The organism is Clostridiaceae bacterium HFYG-1003 (assembly GCA_024579835.1).
Lineage (GTDB): Bacteria > Bacillota > Clostridia > Clostridiales > Clostridiaceae > JG1575.
Window position 1 is genome coordinate 2,069,522 of record CP102060.1, and the last position, 16,439, is coordinate 2,085,960.

Consider the following 16,439-nt stretch of genomic DNA (forward strand, 5'->3'; position numbering starts at 1 on the left):
TATGCTTCGTTGGATATCTACGTGATTACTTATATGTATATCCAAATGATTACTTATGTGTTTATCCACGCATTGTTTAAATTACTTACTTTCTTATTTCCTTTTTCTCATTATTTCCGAATATGTTACCGGCAGGGACGCATACAGGGCGCAACTCTTCATCAGGCTGCTCTTGAATACTTTTTCGTCGGGTGAATGAGCGAATTCAATCGATCCCGGGCCGTAGCCGATGCATGGGATCTGGTGTCGCCCCATAATGGAAACACCATTAGTGGAAAATGGCCAGACCGTAATCCGGGGAGGGGTCCGATACAGACTGGCATAAGCAGTCTTCAGACTTTCACAGACCGGGCTTTCCTCCTGAATCAGCCAGGCCGGATAAAATTTTTCCGTCGGATAAACCAGCCCAGTATAGGAGGGTTCTTCATACAGTTCGATGTCTACGACCACCTGGGCGGCCTGTACCTCCGGCAGCTGCCTGAGCTGCTTGAGTGCAAATTCCGGTGTTTCTCTGGAATTCAATCGGCGATCCAGGATCACGGTACAGGAATCAGCAACAGCGCAGCGTGAAGGCGCTGTGGATGTTATTTCCGAAATGGCCACACTGCCCTTCCCCAGCTTTCCGTCACTGGGCAGCTCTTCGTTCAGCCTCTGGATTGCTCCAATCACTGGTCCCATCTTATAGACAGCATTAACCCCCAGCTCCGGCCGGGAACCATGGGCAGATACGCCTGAGGTCGTAAGCCGGATTTCAGCCCGCCCTCTCTGACCGAGACTGATCATATCGTCACTTGGTTCTGTCAGAACCACAAACTCTGGCCGAATCCAGTCCTCTTCGATGATATATTGCCAACAACGGCCATCACAGTCCTCTTCCTGTACGCTGCAGACAAACAAGACCGTGCAGTTCCCCAGCAGATCCAGATCCTTCATGATTTTTCCGGCATACAGCATGGAGGCAACGCCGCCTTTCTGATCTGTTGTGCCCAGGCCGCCGATTTCCTTTGCATTCTCATATCCTGAAAAGGGATCAAAGGTCCAGTTTCCCAGGTCGCCGCAAGATACCGTATCGACATGACCGTCAAACGCAATGAGATGTTCCCCGTGCCCCAGATAACCCATCAGGTTCCCCATGGGATCCACCCATATCCGTTCGAATCCAATCCGTTCCATTTCTTCCCTGATTCGGGCCATTGCCTTTCCCTCGTCGCCGTCATAGCTTTGAATCGCTATGATCTCACGCAGAAAGGACATCATCGGCTGCCGTATCTCTTCAACAGCCCCTAAGATCTTCGAACTGATCTCCACCTTTTCACCTCTTCCTGATTCGCATCTGCAGCAAATACATCAACTGAACGAATGCTTTTGTTAAATTAATAGTGATGTTTTAAAAAACATTTCAAAATCATTGTACTACCAGACTTTTTTTTGATGAAACCCTTTTCCCGTTAAGTACGTAAATATGAAAAAAATGAGTAATTCCAACGCTTTAACTCATTTTCATCAATAATACAAGACAATTACCAACCCGAACTAACATTTATGTAATCGTTCTATCAAAATTTGTCATACAACACCATTTTTCTTAGTGGTTTGAGTACTTTTCTCGATAATTGTCATCCGTACATTTACATCTTAAGCTATGAAAATGTTCGAATAACTTAAACATTTCATTCCTTCTCCGAAAGATGATCTGCTTCCAATGTTTCCCCTTTCGAGTCGACGCTCTGAAATGGCATCACCCTTTGATTGAGCTGTGGAGTTTTGAAGCCGTTGAGCTGTGGAGCAAAAGAAATTTATACAGGATATTCACGAGAAAAAAGTACGATGCTGTCCGCTCAACCGTTGAGCGGACAGCATCGTACTTCAGGCCGAAATACTGTTTATTCTGTTATTCTATGGGTCTTTTAAAGTTTTCCCGTTTCTTCAAAAGGCTGCCAAGTACCAGAGCTATGGCTCCTCCAATCAGAGCAGCGTAGAGCTGAACAAGTCCGAAGGCTACCGGAAGTCTCTGCTGCAATGCCGGCGGGATGGGGAGTCCGAAGACGGGAACAGCATACTGAGCAGCCATCATCATGACGAAAAACTTCAGTCCCGACCCAATCACAATGCCAATGACCTGCGTTGTCAGATTTCTGAGCAGGAAGCTGAACGGGATGACCAGCGCCAGGTTGCCCAGCATGATGAAGGGAATGAACGGAGCAAGTGCCGGATTGAGCTGACCGGTGGCAAAAGCCATGATGGGACTGAGCACTGCCAGCAGCATGCCATAACGGCGGCCGCAGAAAATGACCGTCAGCAGTAGCAGCGCGTTGATGAGCGGTCCGACGAATACTCGTGAAAAGTCCGGATTGAATCTTCCAAGCAGCTGGATGACAATGGCCATCCCTAAGAACAAGGCCGCCAGAATCATGGATCTGGTTTCGCGGCCGGTGGTATTTCCTGTTTTCATTCGATTTACTCCCCCTGAATTTTCGGGTTATCCAATGGTGATTTCGCAGCGGCTTTTTCCTTGAAGGCAGCCAGTGCCCGCTGGGCTTTGAGAATCGGAGCCAGTGTTCCGGGTCCACCCAGGCAACCGCCCGGACAAGCCATTCCCTCCAGTAAATAGCCATTCTTTTTGCCGGCTTTCGCGAGCTTCATCAGCTTGACGCATTCATGGAGGCCATTGGCTTTTTCCGTGAGGACCGTCCGGTCAGGCTCCAGCTGAGCCACAACGGCCGCAACCGCCCCGGCTACGCCGCCCGATTCCGCAAAACCACGTCCCAGACTGGATGAATCATCAATGGCAGCACTCACTTCCAGACCCGTCAGCTCAATGCTTTTAGCAATGAACATGCCCATGAGTTCTTCATAGGTGAGGACGAAGTCAACATAGTCCTTGACATTGTCCTGCAGCGCTTCCAGTTTCTTGGAAATGCAGGGACCGATAAACGTAACTTTGGCGTTGAAATCTTCCCGTTTAATGTGCTGAGCGGTAGCAATCATCGGAGTCGCCGAACTCGATATGTTCTTATCCTCCTCGGGGAACATCTTCTTGACCATCATTGCCCAGGACGGACAGCAGGAGGTTCCCATGTAGGGCTTGGATGCCGGAACTTCATGCAGGTATTCCCGGGCCTCCTTGATCGTTTCGATATCAGCTCCCAGTCCCACTTCCATCACTTCATCAAAGCCCAGCAGACGGATTCCCTCGAAAATTTGCTCGGGAGTGACCACCGGTCCAAACTGTGAAATGAAGGACGGCGCTACGATGGCCAGATGGCGCCCGCCGGCTTTCATGGACTTGATCAGCTGATAAATCTCGGATTTATCTGCAATGGCGCCAAAAGGACACTTCTGAATGCACTGGCCGCAGGAAACACATTTGTCCTGATTGATCTTTGCCCGCCCCAGGTGGTCCGAATCGATGGCGTTGACCCCACAGGCCTGAGCACAGGGCCGATCATACTGAATGATGGCGTTATAGGGGCAGGCGTCTCGGCAGCGGCCGCACTTAATGCATTTCTCCTGATCAATGTGGGTCTGATGCTTACCCATGGTAATGGCGTTTACCGGACAGACATTGATGCAGGGGTGCGCAATGCACTTGCGGCAGTTGGAAGTGACTTCCAGCCGTTTCGTCGGACAGGCTTCGCAGGCAAAGGTGATGACATTGACCAGTGGGGCTTCGTAAAAACGCTTCGCCACATCGGCCTCATCAATGCCTTCTGCCAGTACGCCCAGCTCACCGGCACTTCTTACCGGCAGTCCCAGCGTCAGACGGAGGCGTTCACCGACGATGGCACGCTCCTTGAAAACCGAATCCCGATAGTTGGCAACCTCTCCCGGAATGATGTCTGAGATGGCTTTCCCAATTGCCTCCCCCGGATTTTTATCTTCATAAGCAATTCGCGCGATCTCCGTGAAGATTCTTCGTCTGATGTGAATGATGTCATTATATACTTCGTACATTTGATTACTCCTTGGGTAATTATTCGAGCAAGGTTATCATTGGCTGCGGTCAGGGTTAGATGTCAGACTCCGGCATTTCCCGCCGATACCCTTCCATCACCTTTTCCATGACAACTTCTGAAGTCGCTGACAGAATCACTTCACCATCAATCATGACAACCGGACTGGCCGACTCATTGACCTTACACTGACCTAGGCATTGCTCAAATGCGATTTCCAGTGAATCCCACGACAGGAATACCTTTAAATCCTCCAACTGCGTCTGGATCGACATATTCCCCATCGCTACACAGTTCGACCCCATACAGAGTGTTACTTTCATTTCTTTCCCCTTTCACAAGACAAATAATCTTTCGTCAATATTATATCATACCCCGGTTCTCCTCAGTCGGGAGTATCAGCTTCCCGGAGTTCTATGAGCCATCCTTCGCCTCGCCCTCTCGATCCTGCCTGACCCCAGATAAAACAGCCGACCTTGACCCAATGGTTCTTTTATGGGCTATGCACGATGGGTTTTGCACGATGGGCATTTCACCGTGGATTTTGCACGGTGGCATTACAAGATCACTTTGAGATGATCCCTGTGAGCGGTTGTTGTTAAGCCAAGGACTTAGACGAACCGACCATTGACGCGATGAACTGTTTTCCTGCCTGATCAGATCAAAGAACATGACGAAACCGCATGAAGGGAGCGCAACCCCTGTTTTCACGGGGGATTGCGCTCCTGATTTTCGATTCCTTCGGGCCGGATTATTCGAATAACTCTTGAATTCAACTTCGAACAACAGGCTGGCTAATAAGCAGTCCAGCCGCTGTCCGCCGTAATGCACTGACCATTTATGAAGCCGGAATCGTCGGAAGCCAGAAACAGTGCCACACGGGCAATTTCAATCGGCTTGCCGTTTCTTGGATTGCCGCCGATATTGGACATGGCGATATTCAGCCCTTCCTGGTTGACCTTTTTCATGAAGTCACCGCTGCCGATCTCCGTTTCAACGCCTCCGGGGCAGATAGCATTGCAGCGGATGTTCTTTTTGGCGTACATATATCCCGTATTCTTGGTCAGGCCCACGACCGCGTGCTTGGCTGCAGTGTAAACCGCACCCGCTCTGGCGCCGTACAATCCTCCGACGGAAGCAATATTTATGATGTTGCCGCCGCCCTGTACCAGGAACTGCTTCACCGCGCCGCGGCTGGTATAAAATGGAGCAAACGTATTGAGGGCAAACACTTTTTCCAGCATGTCATCAGCAACATCTCCCACCGCGCTGAAATCATCCATGATTCCGGCATTATTCACCAGAATATCCAGTTTGCCTGCATCCTTCACGACTGCCTCAATCAACGACTGAGCGTCTTCTTTCTCCATCAGATCCGCGACATGCGGAATGATCCGGCCAGGCCCCTGAATACTTTCCGCCAGTTCCTGCAACCGCTCCGCCCTTCTGGCCACAGCATATACAATAGCCCCTTCCTGAGCAAACAGCGCTGCGATTTCGTGTCCCATTCCGGAGCTGGCTCCGGTAACAATGGCTACTTTACCTTGAAGCTTCATGTTTCAGACCTCCTAATGAGTTTATTTTCACAATCTCTTCTCCTAAATTATAGTCCAATCGTCTTATCCTGTAAACGTTATCCCATTCGTGGCGAAAAGCGATTTTCCAATGAGCGCAAACGAGAAATCTTACCCGAATGCCAATCAAGCAGACCAAAAAGCCCCCACATCCGTGGAGGCGATCCAGTAAATACAAAGGAAATTACCTCGGATGAGGTTCACCCTTATGCGACGCTGCATTGAACTGTTTTAAATTCTGCAATCCGGTAATCAAGGATTACCGGATTCCTTGGAACTTCGCAATCAAGCGATACTGAGATGGCTTTATTCTAAATTTTTTTCAACATTGGGCAGTATATTGAACCGGTTGCGATAGAACTGGATGGCTACCAGAGCGATCAGCAGAGCCGCTCCGGTAATTGCCGCAGTCTGAGCCATAGGATATTTCCCCTGAAAGCCCTCAGGAGCCATGAGAAAACGGTAAATCCCGAAATATGCCCAAGCAACCGGCAGCGGAATCGCTGCGTTGCTCAGCCGATAGGCCACCCCTCCAGTGAGGAGGACTGCCACGGAGAGGATCAGGATGGCCCATAACTCCAGTGATAATCCAAACCCGTCCCAGTTCATCTTCACCAGGCTGGCAGCGATATTTACCACTGTGGCAATCATGAGCCAGCCGGTATAGAGCGAAAAAGTCAGGGGAAGCAGCCAGCGGCGGCCTTCCTGGATCTTGAGCAGTTCGCGGCAGATCAGACTCAGGATGACCAGGAAACCAATGATGAAGAGACTTGAAAGTTCAATGAAGAGAAACGAGAAGGTGACGATCCACAGGATATTGAACAGGCACGAAATTCGAAACAGCAGACTGATCCGGTCCACTGCCTCCTGGTAGTACCGATCATTTTTCTTCAGGATCATAAAGATGATGGAAAAAAGCAGCAGTGTGTAGATCAGGCTCCAGATGCTGAAAGTCGATGGACTGGGCGTGATCAGCGTAATGTATTTGTCCGAGATTTCCTTTTGTGACAGTCCATTAATCAGACCGGCAGCACCCAGTCCGTTAAATACCAGAGTTACTGCAAAAAAAAGGGCATTGATCCAGGCTTTTTTTGATCGTTCCATCGTTGACTCCTTTCCGGGTAAAAATTCTACTCAACCTTTAAAATCATGGTATGGATGCTTACTTCTGAAGAACTGGCAGTCGAAAGGGATTCGGATCCTAAGATTCAGCTCTCCGCCTACTCAAAGCTCACTTTCGATCCGCCTGCCCTTCACTCAGGCTCACCTTCATTCTAAATCATTCTGAACTTTATTGGTATGGCTTGGCAGATCCGGATTCAACCGATTTGAGCAGCTCACTCACCCGGTCGGCGGCCAGTTTGCCTGTCAGGACAGAAACCGGCAGACCCGAAGGACTGAATGTCCACTGACCGCATTAAACAATCCGGGGGATCGGGGTTTCAATGGACTGCTGAATTCTCTGCAGTCTGGTCTGCGCCGGAATCCGCGTATTGGAAAAAGCCCATCCAGTTATGTCGCCGTCTGAGTTTCCGACCTCCCGTTCAATGGTGATCGGGGTGGCACACAGGGCAAATAGGCATTGCTTTCATTAATGAGAACCTGGCAAAAAAACAACCATCCATGAATAACCCATGGTAGAAACCCAATCATGGACTTCTGTTATAGGACCGGAGGATCCTCATCTTTCTCCGGAATTAATCCTGTATTACTCGGCGTAATTCATCCATCATAGCCCTGCGATTGCGGTAAGTCCTCTGAAACAATTCCAGCAGTTCTCCTGCAATCGGCCATCCTCCTGGCAATCGACTCACATAACTGATAAATTCAGCAATCTCCCGATAATATCCCCGGTTGCTCGTTGTTCGAGCCATTTCACGCAGTAATTCGCTGTATTTCTCCAGTACCTGCTCCTGATATCGGTCCGTCAACATCAAGTCATATTTCCGGAGCAAATGAATATCATTGGTGCGAAAGACCACATTGCTTAGCTCTTCCCACATCTCTTCCTCACAGTACAGACTTGCCTGCAGCCCATGATCTGGTACACTCTCGATCATATCCCTGCGAAGTGACAGCCACTCGGCTTCAGAAACCGCTGTTTTCAGCTCTTGAATCAGCGTACTGTCCCCTGGCAGAAAGTCTTTCAACAAGATCAGGAGCTCTTCGCGGTAGGAATCCAACTGGGCTGATTGGTGAAAGATTTTCTTTAACATTAGGTGATGTCGGGTCAGCCAGACTTTGGAAGCCAAATCCAGAACAAGGCTTTCCCTTAGAATCGCTTCCGCTTTGTCAAACTCCTGATTCTCTGACTCGACCACAGCCATGAATGAGCGAATTTTCGGCTCGTCCCAGAATCGCCTGGCATAGGACAGCAGGTCAGCGGTTGAGGCTCCCATCTGCTTTAAAAGTTGCAGATGCAAGATGGCCCATTCATTTTCTCCGTCAATAATTGACCGGCCATTCATCCGGCTATCTTCTGCCAGGCGTTCACTGATAACGAGCTTTCTCTCCCAATAGTGTGGTTCATCAAACGACCCATTCCACAAATTGCTGATCGCCTGGGATAACTCCTGATTGGAATGGTCTAAACGATCCGATAACCATTGGAAGAGCCGCTCTTTGCTGCCTGAATCGGCCTCCTGAATGATTGTTTCAAGCATGTTATAACATTCCTGATCAAAATTCCAATAATTGTAGACATACCATTCTGCATCCATCACTGAGACCATCTCCATGAGATGAACGACACACTCAAAGGCGTCTACTGGCTTCTGATCATCCAGAAGCCCCTGAATCTCATGGTGGAGGTAACTGAAGAGCTCGGAAAACAAGTCATCCAGGTCTTCTTCCGCGACATAACCATCCTCTTCTGTATATGAGTTGATCAGCTGCTGTAACTTCAGCCGAATTTGTTCCTGTGTGACTCCGATCTCCTGTTAGATCAGGATTCTGCGGAATCTCTGTTCCAGTCCCTCATCCTCTTCCAGAATTTCAAAAAGATATTTACGTACCAGCTTCTCATCCGAATTTTGAACCAGTTCTGCCAGACTCCGTGTCTGCAAGGGATGATCTTCTTCATCTGATTCCCCAGGGATTTTTCGTTCACCCGCACTCCGGTTCAGATTGGCTTCCCAGGCAAGCAGCAATGCCGCCATATGCTTGCAGTTTTCGCCGGAAGCAGCATAGGGACAACTGCAATAGCAAGCAACAGGTTCATTTTTTACTATCTTTATTTGAACGTGGTATAGCTGCTCTCCCTCAACCAGGCCATCCAGTATTTCCCCGTCAAACGACATATCAATGACAGTCTGATTCAGGTAATAATCGATCCCTCGCTCAAAAATATGATCCTGAAAATATTGTCGATAATCTGAATTTACGTGTGTCATACAACCTCTCTTTCCTAACTCCAGTTTACCATCGCGGCAAGACCGCCAAAATCATTTCCGGTCAAAGAAAGTCAGTTTATTTTCCAAGAAGATGTGCCTTTTGGGGAGTGAGGAATGAGAATTTCGGTGGACCTATTATGATTCAACAATATTATCCGAAAAGAAGGAACAGCTCATTGAACGCCTGGCATTGCCCCATTACAATGGAAATAGCAACTATTCATTTAGGGAGGGCAATTGTATGATACGATTCCCAAGGACTAGGGCTCTCATCCCTGGTATCCTGCTGACTCTGGTCCTGGCAGGATGCGCTGGTGAGGCAAAACCGACCGGCACGGGAACTGCGGCGGGAACAACTGCTGCCGCACCAGTCACTACCGCACCCGCTGCCACAACTGCGGGCAATGCGGGAACTTCTCCTTTGACAGCAGCTTCGACCCAACCGACCCCAGTGGTTTTTTCCGACCCGGTCTTTGAAAAACTGGTGAAAGCTGAACTGAAGAAAGACACCATTTATCCGGCGGATCTGGAAGACTTCACGAACCTGAAGATCGGCGGAGACCATTTCCTGCTGCTCTCCGGCAAAGGAGTTCCCGATCGATCGATTGTATTGCTGTTTGGTACCGACGTGGAACTGGACGGCAAGCGCTTTACCGGATTTGGCACCATGAAGTCGCTGGCCGACCTGAGTCTTTTCCCCAATCTCACATCCCTCCATGTTACCCTGCAGCCAGATATCGATTATTCAACCATTCCGGCCCAGGTCAAGGAAACGCTGCGCAGTGGGTTCTTCACCCAAAGCAAACTGAAGGACATCCAATTTCTTCAAGGTGCCAAGTCCCTGTTCAACCTGAGCTTGAGCTTTAATGAAATCACAGACCTGTCACCGCTGAAGGACTCCAAAGAATTGCTCTATCTCTCAGCCAACAGCAATCAGGTGTCAGACTTGTCTCCCCTTTCGGAACTGCTCAAGCTGAAAAGCCTGACATTCTACGAAAACCGGATTAAAGACCTATCTCCCCTGTCCGGCCTTCCAAATCTGGAGACCCTGGAGCTCTACTCGAACTACGTGGAAGACCTCACGCCCCTGTCCGGCATAAAAACCCTCAAAGAGCTGGAACTGATTGCCAACAAAATCGAGGACGTCAGCCCCCTGAAAGGCTTTTCCTCCTTTGATTCACTTCGTCTGAGCAAGAATCCGATCAAGAACATCGAAGAACTTGATCACATTAAGAACCTGGTGTTCGAGCCCTAAGCCCTTCACGATCGTTCCATTAATCCAAATTTCTTTCAAGCAGCTTTAGCTCCTATACGCAGCTCCCAGCATCGTCACAGGGCAGCCTGAATATCACCGATTCAGACTGCCTTGCCATTTCCATTCCCTTTCTGTTTTTGTTTCAGTTTCTGTTTCCGTTCCGTTTTCTGTTACTGTTTCTGTTCCTGTTCCTGATCTTATCCCAATCCCTTTCCCTTTTATAATCCCTTTCCCTTTCCCTTTCCCTTTCCTTTTCCCTTTTCCTTTTCCTTTTCCTTTTCCTTTTCCTGGGGGTTACGTAGCATCTACAGTGAGAGCATCGCCAGACAATCGGCTATAATGAAAGAAGAACTATTGTTACAGGCAGCCTGGCAAAGGGGAGACCTGGCAAATCTGCTTGGCGCAATCTCTGCGCGCAGTGGCTGTCAGATGATCTGCCAGGTTGTGGAAACCAAGAGGAGAACTTCATGGATCAGTTTCACCTGCCATCGGATCATTTGGATGTCCTGACACATAATGGAGAGACCCTCTCCTATGTCCAGCCATACGGCTCGGACGGGGTCGTGGTCATTGACCGGGACGCGATCCTGCGGGAGCCGTTTACCTACAAAAGATACTGTCAGAAGCAGAATGAATGGATGCGCCTGTATGGCAGAGTCTATCGCTTTCTTGAGTCGGATCAGAATCTGGCTGACTTTCGATCGGCCGGCTGCTTTCCGGATTCGGACCTCTACGATCTCTCCCGGACCCTGGATCGGGAGAGCACGCTGGCGGAGCCTACTCCGTTGGAATATCGATTCGAGGAATGCTTTATCGATGCCTTCGGAGAGGAAGCATTAAAATATCTGAAACGCGAATATGCTTTTCTGACGGATCAGGGAAATACCGTATATGTCGATTACGCGCTGTTTCGCAAGGATGGAACCTGGATTGCCATCGAAGAAAACGGCATCCGCTACCATCACCCGCAAATCATCGGCAAGGAACGGTATCAGCACATTCTGAAAAAACAGAATGCCATTGTTGCTGCCCATGGGATTGTCTTTCGATGGGACACGGAAAGCCTGTTCCATCGGGAGAAAATCGCCGATGAGCTCCGGGAGTTTTTGGGTGATCTCGATGATTACCTGATTCAGTACTCACTGTCAGCTTCTCGCGGTTTTTCCCTGCACGAGCATCAGGCAGATCAGCTTTCTCAGCTCCAGGCCGACCGGGACGCCGGAAAACGGTCTGCTCTGGTTGTCCTGCCGACGGGCACCGGAAAAACCGTCATCGCCCTGGAAGACATGGTTCGAGTGGCCACAGCTCATGGCTCGCTCGACGTGCTGATCCTGGTGCCATCCCTCGATCTGGTGCTCCAGTGGCAGAAAGCCGCTGCCGCCTTTGAAACATTGATCGGCCGCATTCAGGTGCAGACGTACGCTGCCATAGCAAGGCAATATCACCGGGAACCGGTGAATCAATATCACTATATCGTGGTGGATGAAGCTCATCACGGACCGGCTCCGATCCTGAAAAAAGTCATCCAGCATTATCAGCCGCTGTTCCTGCTGGGGCTGACCGCAACGGACGAACGCCTGGATGAACGGCGGCTGGAATCAGTTTTTGGGAGCTATGAGGAGAAACTGGATCTGAAGGAGGCCATTCAAAAAGGCCTGCTCTGCCAGATCCGGGCCTTCCGCCTGGAGAGCACGCTGGACCTGTCTGAAGTAAGGTTCAATGGCAGGGATTATGTTTCCTCGGATCTGGAAAAAAGAATCCGGGTCAACTCCCGAAATGAGCTCATTGCCGATGTCCTGCATACTTATTTTTATTCCAGACTTCCCGGGAAATCGGGTCTGGTGTACTGCGTCAATGTGGCTCACGCGAAAGAAATGGCGAAAATTCTTCGGCTGCGCGGATTTACCGCCGAGTCCGTGGATGGTTCCGATCCCCGGCGATACGAAAAGATTCGGCGATATATGGAACGCCAGCTCCAGTTCCTATGCACCTGCAGCCTCCTGACCGAAGGCTGGGACGCACCGCACACCTCGGTCATCGTCATGGCTCGTCCAACCCTGTCCCGAGTACTCTATGCCCAGCAGCTGGGACGGGGCACCCGCAAGACAGAGGGCAAGGAAGCATTGTATGTCATCGATGTGGTGGACCGCTACGGAAGCTTTGGCCAGCTCAGCAACCGTCCCTGGTCAGTGAATTCCCTGCTGAATCAGCCCTGGTACGTGCCATTTGGGGATCTGGTGCCCAGATCCGATGTTGCTGGTCAGGAGCTGGTCATCCTTGGGACCACCCATGAACAGCCGGTGAAGCTGCAGCCCTACGAGCTGTTCACCATGCAGCGGCTCTATGAATCGTATCTGTCGGTGGAATCCCTGGCCCGGGAACTGTTTGTATCCACCGGAACCGTGCGAAGCTGGATCAACACCGGAGAACTGACCCCAGATGTCCATCTCCCGATGGGCCGAAGCGCGGTCGATCTGTTCCATCCGGATCAGATCGCTATAATCCGGGTGGCGAAAGGTTTGAAGGAACACACGGAAGCCACCATCGTGGAAGACTTCTGGGAGTTCCTTGCCGAGCGAAGCTACAGTTACAGCTACAAGATGGTCTTTCTGCTGGCTCTGCTGAAACAGGCAGACAGTACCGGGGATGCCGAAATTACCGGTGTACTGAGCGCCTATCGCGAGTTCTATCTCAATCGGATCAGAGAGAATAAAACCGTAGACCGCCCCGGCTCCCCCTACCATGACCCGGAGTTTCTGATGGATGACAAAGCACTGACCAACAGTCTTCTTTCAAACCCCTTTGAGAAATTCGAACGCAAGCGTTTCTTCTACTATGCGAAAGATCTCAAAAAGATCTCGATTCACCATCGATTGTGGGAAGATCTGACTCACTACGGCGGTCTGGAGAATCTTCGCCGCCAGATGCAGGAAGATCTCATCCATTATTATGCCCCGCTCGGAGGTTACTAAAGAAACCTACCTGAACATCCTTCAGGCAATCCACTCATGTCACCAGAATCAACCAAACATTCAAGGAGCTCAAGCCATGAAAGAAACAAGCTGCCTCTTTTGTCAACTGGTCCAGGATCATCCCGTCCAGGAGAATGAGTACTTCTATGCCCGCTTTGACAAGTACCCGGTTACTCCGGGACATCTCCTGGTTATACCCAAACGCCATGTCGAGACCCTGTTCGAACTCAGTGAAGTGGAACGAAGCACTCTATTTCCATTCATCGAGGAATGCAAGAATCTCCTGGAAGAACAATTTTCTCCCACCGGTTTCAACTTCGGAGTGAATCAGGGCCAGGCTGCCGGACAGACCATCCCCCATCTCCATATTCATCTGATTCCCAGATATCCGGGAGATCTGCCGGATCCGGAAGGCGGAGTCCGGGGAGTGATCCCCGGAAAGAGAAAGTATCGGAGCTCACCAGAATAACAGAATAACTCCCCCATCAAGAAGCGACGAGCCGGATCCTCCCATGAGAGGATCCGGCTCGTTGCTTCTTTTTCGCTATCCGGCCAGCTGGATTAGCCTACGGAGAGTGAAATAAATCAATAACAGGAAGAAAAACGGAATCAACAGCAGCATCAGGATCAGTTTGCCCAGTACACGCATTTTTCATCACCCAGCCCATTTATTTATTGGGTCGATCATACCACTTTGTCTGGACAATTCGTAAAGCCCGATAACCATTCGACTTTCCCACCAGCAGGCTTCATAATCCCTTACAGCACAACTTCGAATAAAATTATCCCTGTTACAGCAGATAATTCCCATCCCTACTGTTGACTGGACAGAAACAGGCGGATCGCCTCAACGGTTTGGTTCTGCTGGGATTCGGCCGAAATTGCGGCATCGAGGTCCCCTTTCTGCTTGCCATAGTTGCCGAACTGGGCATGGTTGCCGCCTTCTATGGCAATCACATGTTCCGTATAGTTGATCTTGTCTGCCACTTCCGTATTCAGGGTTCCATATACTGTCAATGTTTTCGAGGCTGGATAATTGCCATAGAGGTAAGCACCCATCAGGATCAGGCCTTTGATCTTTTGAGGATTGCTCGAAGCGTACTGGCTGGCCATCGCTCCGCCCAAAGAATGTCCGCCGACATACCAGTTCTGAATCATGGGATGTTGAGCCATGATCCGATCTGCTGCATTTGAATCAAACACGGCCAGGTTGAAGGGCATTTCCACCAGGAAACAGGTGATGCCGGTTCGCTCTGTGATCTGATCAAGCAGCGGCAAATACGCCAGGTATTCGACTTTTCCACCGGGGTAGAAAATCAGGGCCGTGTCACTGGCTACATCCGATTCGACAATCAGATACCGGTCCTTTTCCGTAATGTCTGCCGTCTCCAGAAGCGCTTTGGCTGAAGCATCCGCCCGATAGTAGTCAGACACATATACGAAGAAAGCGCCGGTTAATGCCAGGATCAGGATCAGCAAGCCCAGCAGGATCTTTTTCCAGATTTGTTTCATGTTAATCACCTCACCGTCACATCTTACTGGTTCATTAGAAGCAGATCGTTTTTCAGGGACTCCAGTTTAAACCATACTTTAACTATACACAGCCTGCGCTCTGATCCCACTCCATCCGATAAAAATTAACTTTATTGCGCTCCGGACCTGTTCATTGCGTCCGCTGTTCATGTCCTGGAACGATACTTATAATTTTCGCTTGTTGGAACACCCCGACAGGAAGTCATCGGATGACGGAAAATAGTAAAAACACTCGGAGCAGGATCATTTGATCCTGCTCCGAGATAAATAAGAATACTTGTGCTTACATGAATCCCAGCAGTCTCGCGAAGAGAGCCGCGAAAATAATGCCAAGGACGGTTCTCTCAAAGAATACAACCACCAGTTCCCATAACTTCAGAGGAAGTTTGGTGGCCATCATCACAACGATGGTTTCTGAGAAGAAGATAATCTGCACGATGGATACCGCAACTACGACATATCTGGCTCCGGGATGGATCAGATCGACGTTGTTCTTGATCAGAAGAACGGGCAGGAACATCTCCGCGATTCCAACCGGGAAGGAAGGAGCGATTTCCTGAACATTCGGGATGCGCAGCAGGTGCAGCAATGGTTCAAATACTTTCCCCAGGTATGTAAAGAACGGCGTCTTTTCCGCAATAATCAGTGAGGATGTACCAACGGCTGCAAGCAGGCTCAGCACCTTGGGAATGACTTCCATTCCGTCCTTCAGACTCGAGACAATTTCTGAGGGCAGCGGGTTTGCTGTGTAGGCTTTTTTCGCCATCCGGTGGACACCGGTAACAAAAATATTCTCTCCGCTGACAGATGTGGTTCTCCGATCTTCTTCGGTCTGGACTTTCCCGTCCAGATAAACATCTTCTTTTTTATTGAACGGGGGCATCCGGGCTATCAAAGCACTGATGACCATGGTCAGGAAGAGCGATGAGAAGTAGACTGCTAAAAAGCGATCTTCCAGTCCGGCGGTCTGAATGACCATATAGGCAAATCCGACGCTGACGGCACTGAAACCGGTCACAACCAGAACCGCTTCTTTGATGGTATACACGCCCTGACGATACAGCTTGCTGGTGATCAGAACGCCCACCGAGGAGGAACTGACAAAAGAGGCAATGGCGTTTACGGCAGCTCTGCCCGGCACTTTCCAGACCGGTCTCATCAAAGGTTCCATTAAGGATCCGATCAAATCAATAAAACCGTAGTTCAGCAGAAACGGCATGCACACACCGCTTACGACAATGATCCAGAACACCGCGACCACGATCGCAGGAATGATCGTTCCTCCGGTTGCGGGGCCTACAATTACTTCGGGAAACTTGACAGGCGTGGTTTTATTCAAGGTAAACGCCAGGGTGAAGAACCCGCCTAAGAGATAGAGCAGTGGATGAACTGCGGAATCTTCTTTAAAGTAATTTCTCAGGAACCCGTCTTTGGCAATATATTTCCCATACACACTGAGGACTCCCGTTGCGCATACAAGTAGTGTGACCATCCACAGTCCGACATCTCCCAGGGATGTGACGAAGAAGTTGTACATGATGCCGAACACCATATCCGTCTTGCCATTAAATGTGACAGGAACGAAGAAGATCAGGATGGCAATGGCCGTAAACAGGATCCCTTTTAAAATGCCTGCAGAAAAGTCTTTTTTGGAAAGGTCGAAGGAATCGATCACAGCCAGGTCATTCAGATCCAAGTTCTGTTCTTTAATTTCTTTCATCGACAGGGGTCGTCTTTTAGAAGCGAACACCGTTTCTTTC

The 16,439-nt window shown here is 49.7% G+C and carries 14 protein-coding genes; 4 read left to right on the top strand and 10 right to left on the bottom strand.

Going from position 1 to position 16,439, the window contains the following annotated elements:
* Positions 1–93: 93 nt before the first annotated feature.
* From NQU17_09355 to NQU17_09385, 7 genes are all read right to left on the bottom strand, one after another.
* Positions 94–1,308 (bottom strand): YgeY family selenium metabolism-linked hydrolase, encoded by a 1,215-nt coding sequence (locus NQU17_09355; GenBank protein ID UUM10870.1) that lies wholly within the window; start codon positions 1,306–1,308, stop codon positions 94–96.
* Positions 1,309–1,891: 583 nt separating this feature from the next.
* Complete coding sequence (locus tag NQU17_09360) at positions 1,892–2,452, bottom strand: ECF transporter S component (protein UUM10871.1); 561 nt, start codon at positions 2,450–2,452, stop codon at positions 1,892–1,894.
* Between the two features lie 5 nt (positions 2,453–2,457).
* Complete coding sequence (locus NQU17_09365; protein ID UUM10872.1) at positions 2,458–3,954, bottom strand: 4Fe-4S dicluster domain-containing protein; 1,497 nt, start codon at positions 3,952–3,954, stop codon at positions 2,458–2,460.
* 55 nt (positions 3,955–4,009) lie between these two features.
* Positions 4,010–4,276: a hypothetical protein gene (locus tag NQU17_09370; GenBank protein ID UUM10873.1), complete on the bottom strand. Its 267-nt coding sequence runs from the start codon at positions 4,274–4,276 to the stop codon at positions 4,010–4,012.
* Positions 4,277–4,747: 471 nt separating this feature from the next.
* Complete coding sequence (locus tag NQU17_09375) at positions 4,748–5,509, bottom strand: SDR family oxidoreductase (protein ID UUM10874.1); 762 nt, start codon at positions 5,507–5,509, stop codon at positions 4,748–4,750.
* A 324-nt stretch (positions 5,510–5,833) separates the two neighbouring features.
* On the bottom strand, positions 5,834–6,631 hold the full coding sequence (locus NQU17_09380; protein ID UUM10875.1) for a tryptophan-rich sensory protein: 798 nt from the start codon (positions 6,629–6,631) through the stop codon (positions 5,834–5,836).
* A gap of 593 nt (positions 6,632–7,224) precedes the next feature.
* Positions 7,225–8,250, bottom strand: coding sequence for a hypothetical protein (locus tag NQU17_09385; GenBank protein ID UUM10876.1), 1,026 nt, complete (start codon positions 8,248–8,250; stop codon positions 7,225–7,227).
* An 18-nt stretch (positions 8,251–8,268) separates the two neighbouring features.
* Here NQU17_09385 and NQU17_09390 point away from each other — a divergent pair, with 18 nt between their 5' ends.
* Complete coding sequence (locus NQU17_09390) at positions 8,269–8,409, top strand: hypothetical protein (protein UUM10877.1); 141 nt, start codon at positions 8,269–8,271, stop codon at positions 8,407–8,409.
* Between the two features lie 57 nt (positions 8,410–8,466).
* Here NQU17_09390 and NQU17_09395 read toward each other — a convergent pair whose 3' ends face one another.
* On the bottom strand, positions 8,467–8,919 hold the full coding sequence (locus NQU17_09395) for an SWIM zinc finger domain-containing protein (protein ID UUM10878.1): 453 nt from the start codon (positions 8,917–8,919) through the stop codon (positions 8,467–8,469).
* Positions 8,920–9,160: 241 nt separating this feature from the next.
* On the opposite strand from NQU17_09395, the gene NQU17_09400 reads away from it, so the two are divergent.
* From NQU17_09400 to NQU17_09410, 3 genes are all read left to right on the top strand, one after another.
* Positions 9,161–10,174 carry a leucine-rich repeat domain-containing protein gene (locus tag NQU17_09400; GenBank protein UUM10879.1) on the top strand — a complete coding sequence of 338 codons (1,014 nt, stop codon included), beginning with the start codon at positions 9,161–9,163 and terminating at the stop codon, positions 10,172–10,174.
* 467 nt (positions 10,175–10,641) lie between these two features.
* Positions 10,642–13,146 carry a DEAD/DEAH box helicase family protein gene (locus tag NQU17_09405; GenBank protein UUM10880.1) on the top strand — a complete coding sequence of 835 codons (2,505 nt, stop codon included), beginning with the start codon at positions 10,642–10,644 and terminating at the stop codon, positions 13,144–13,146.
* Positions 13,147–13,222: 76 nt separating this feature from the next.
* The gene (locus NQU17_09410) at positions 13,223–13,615 is read left to right on the top strand and encodes an HIT family protein (protein UUM10881.1); all 393 of its coding nucleotides are present in this window, start codon (positions 13,223–13,225) and stop codon (positions 13,613–13,615) included.
* 344 nt (positions 13,616–13,959) lie between these two features.
* Here the strand turns inward: NQU17_09410 and NQU17_09415 are convergent, their stop codons facing one another.
* Positions 13,960–14,658 carry an alpha/beta hydrolase gene (locus NQU17_09415; protein UUM10882.1) on the bottom strand — a complete coding sequence of 233 codons (699 nt, stop codon included), beginning with the start codon at positions 14,656–14,658 and terminating at the stop codon, positions 13,960–13,962.
* Positions 14,659–14,962: 304 nt separating this feature from the next.
* On the bottom strand, positions 14,963–16,399 hold the full coding sequence (locus NQU17_09420; GenBank protein ID UUM10883.1) for a YjiH family protein: 1,437 nt from the start codon (positions 16,397–16,399) through the stop codon (positions 14,963–14,965).
* Positions 16,400–16,439 lie beyond the last annotated feature (40 nt).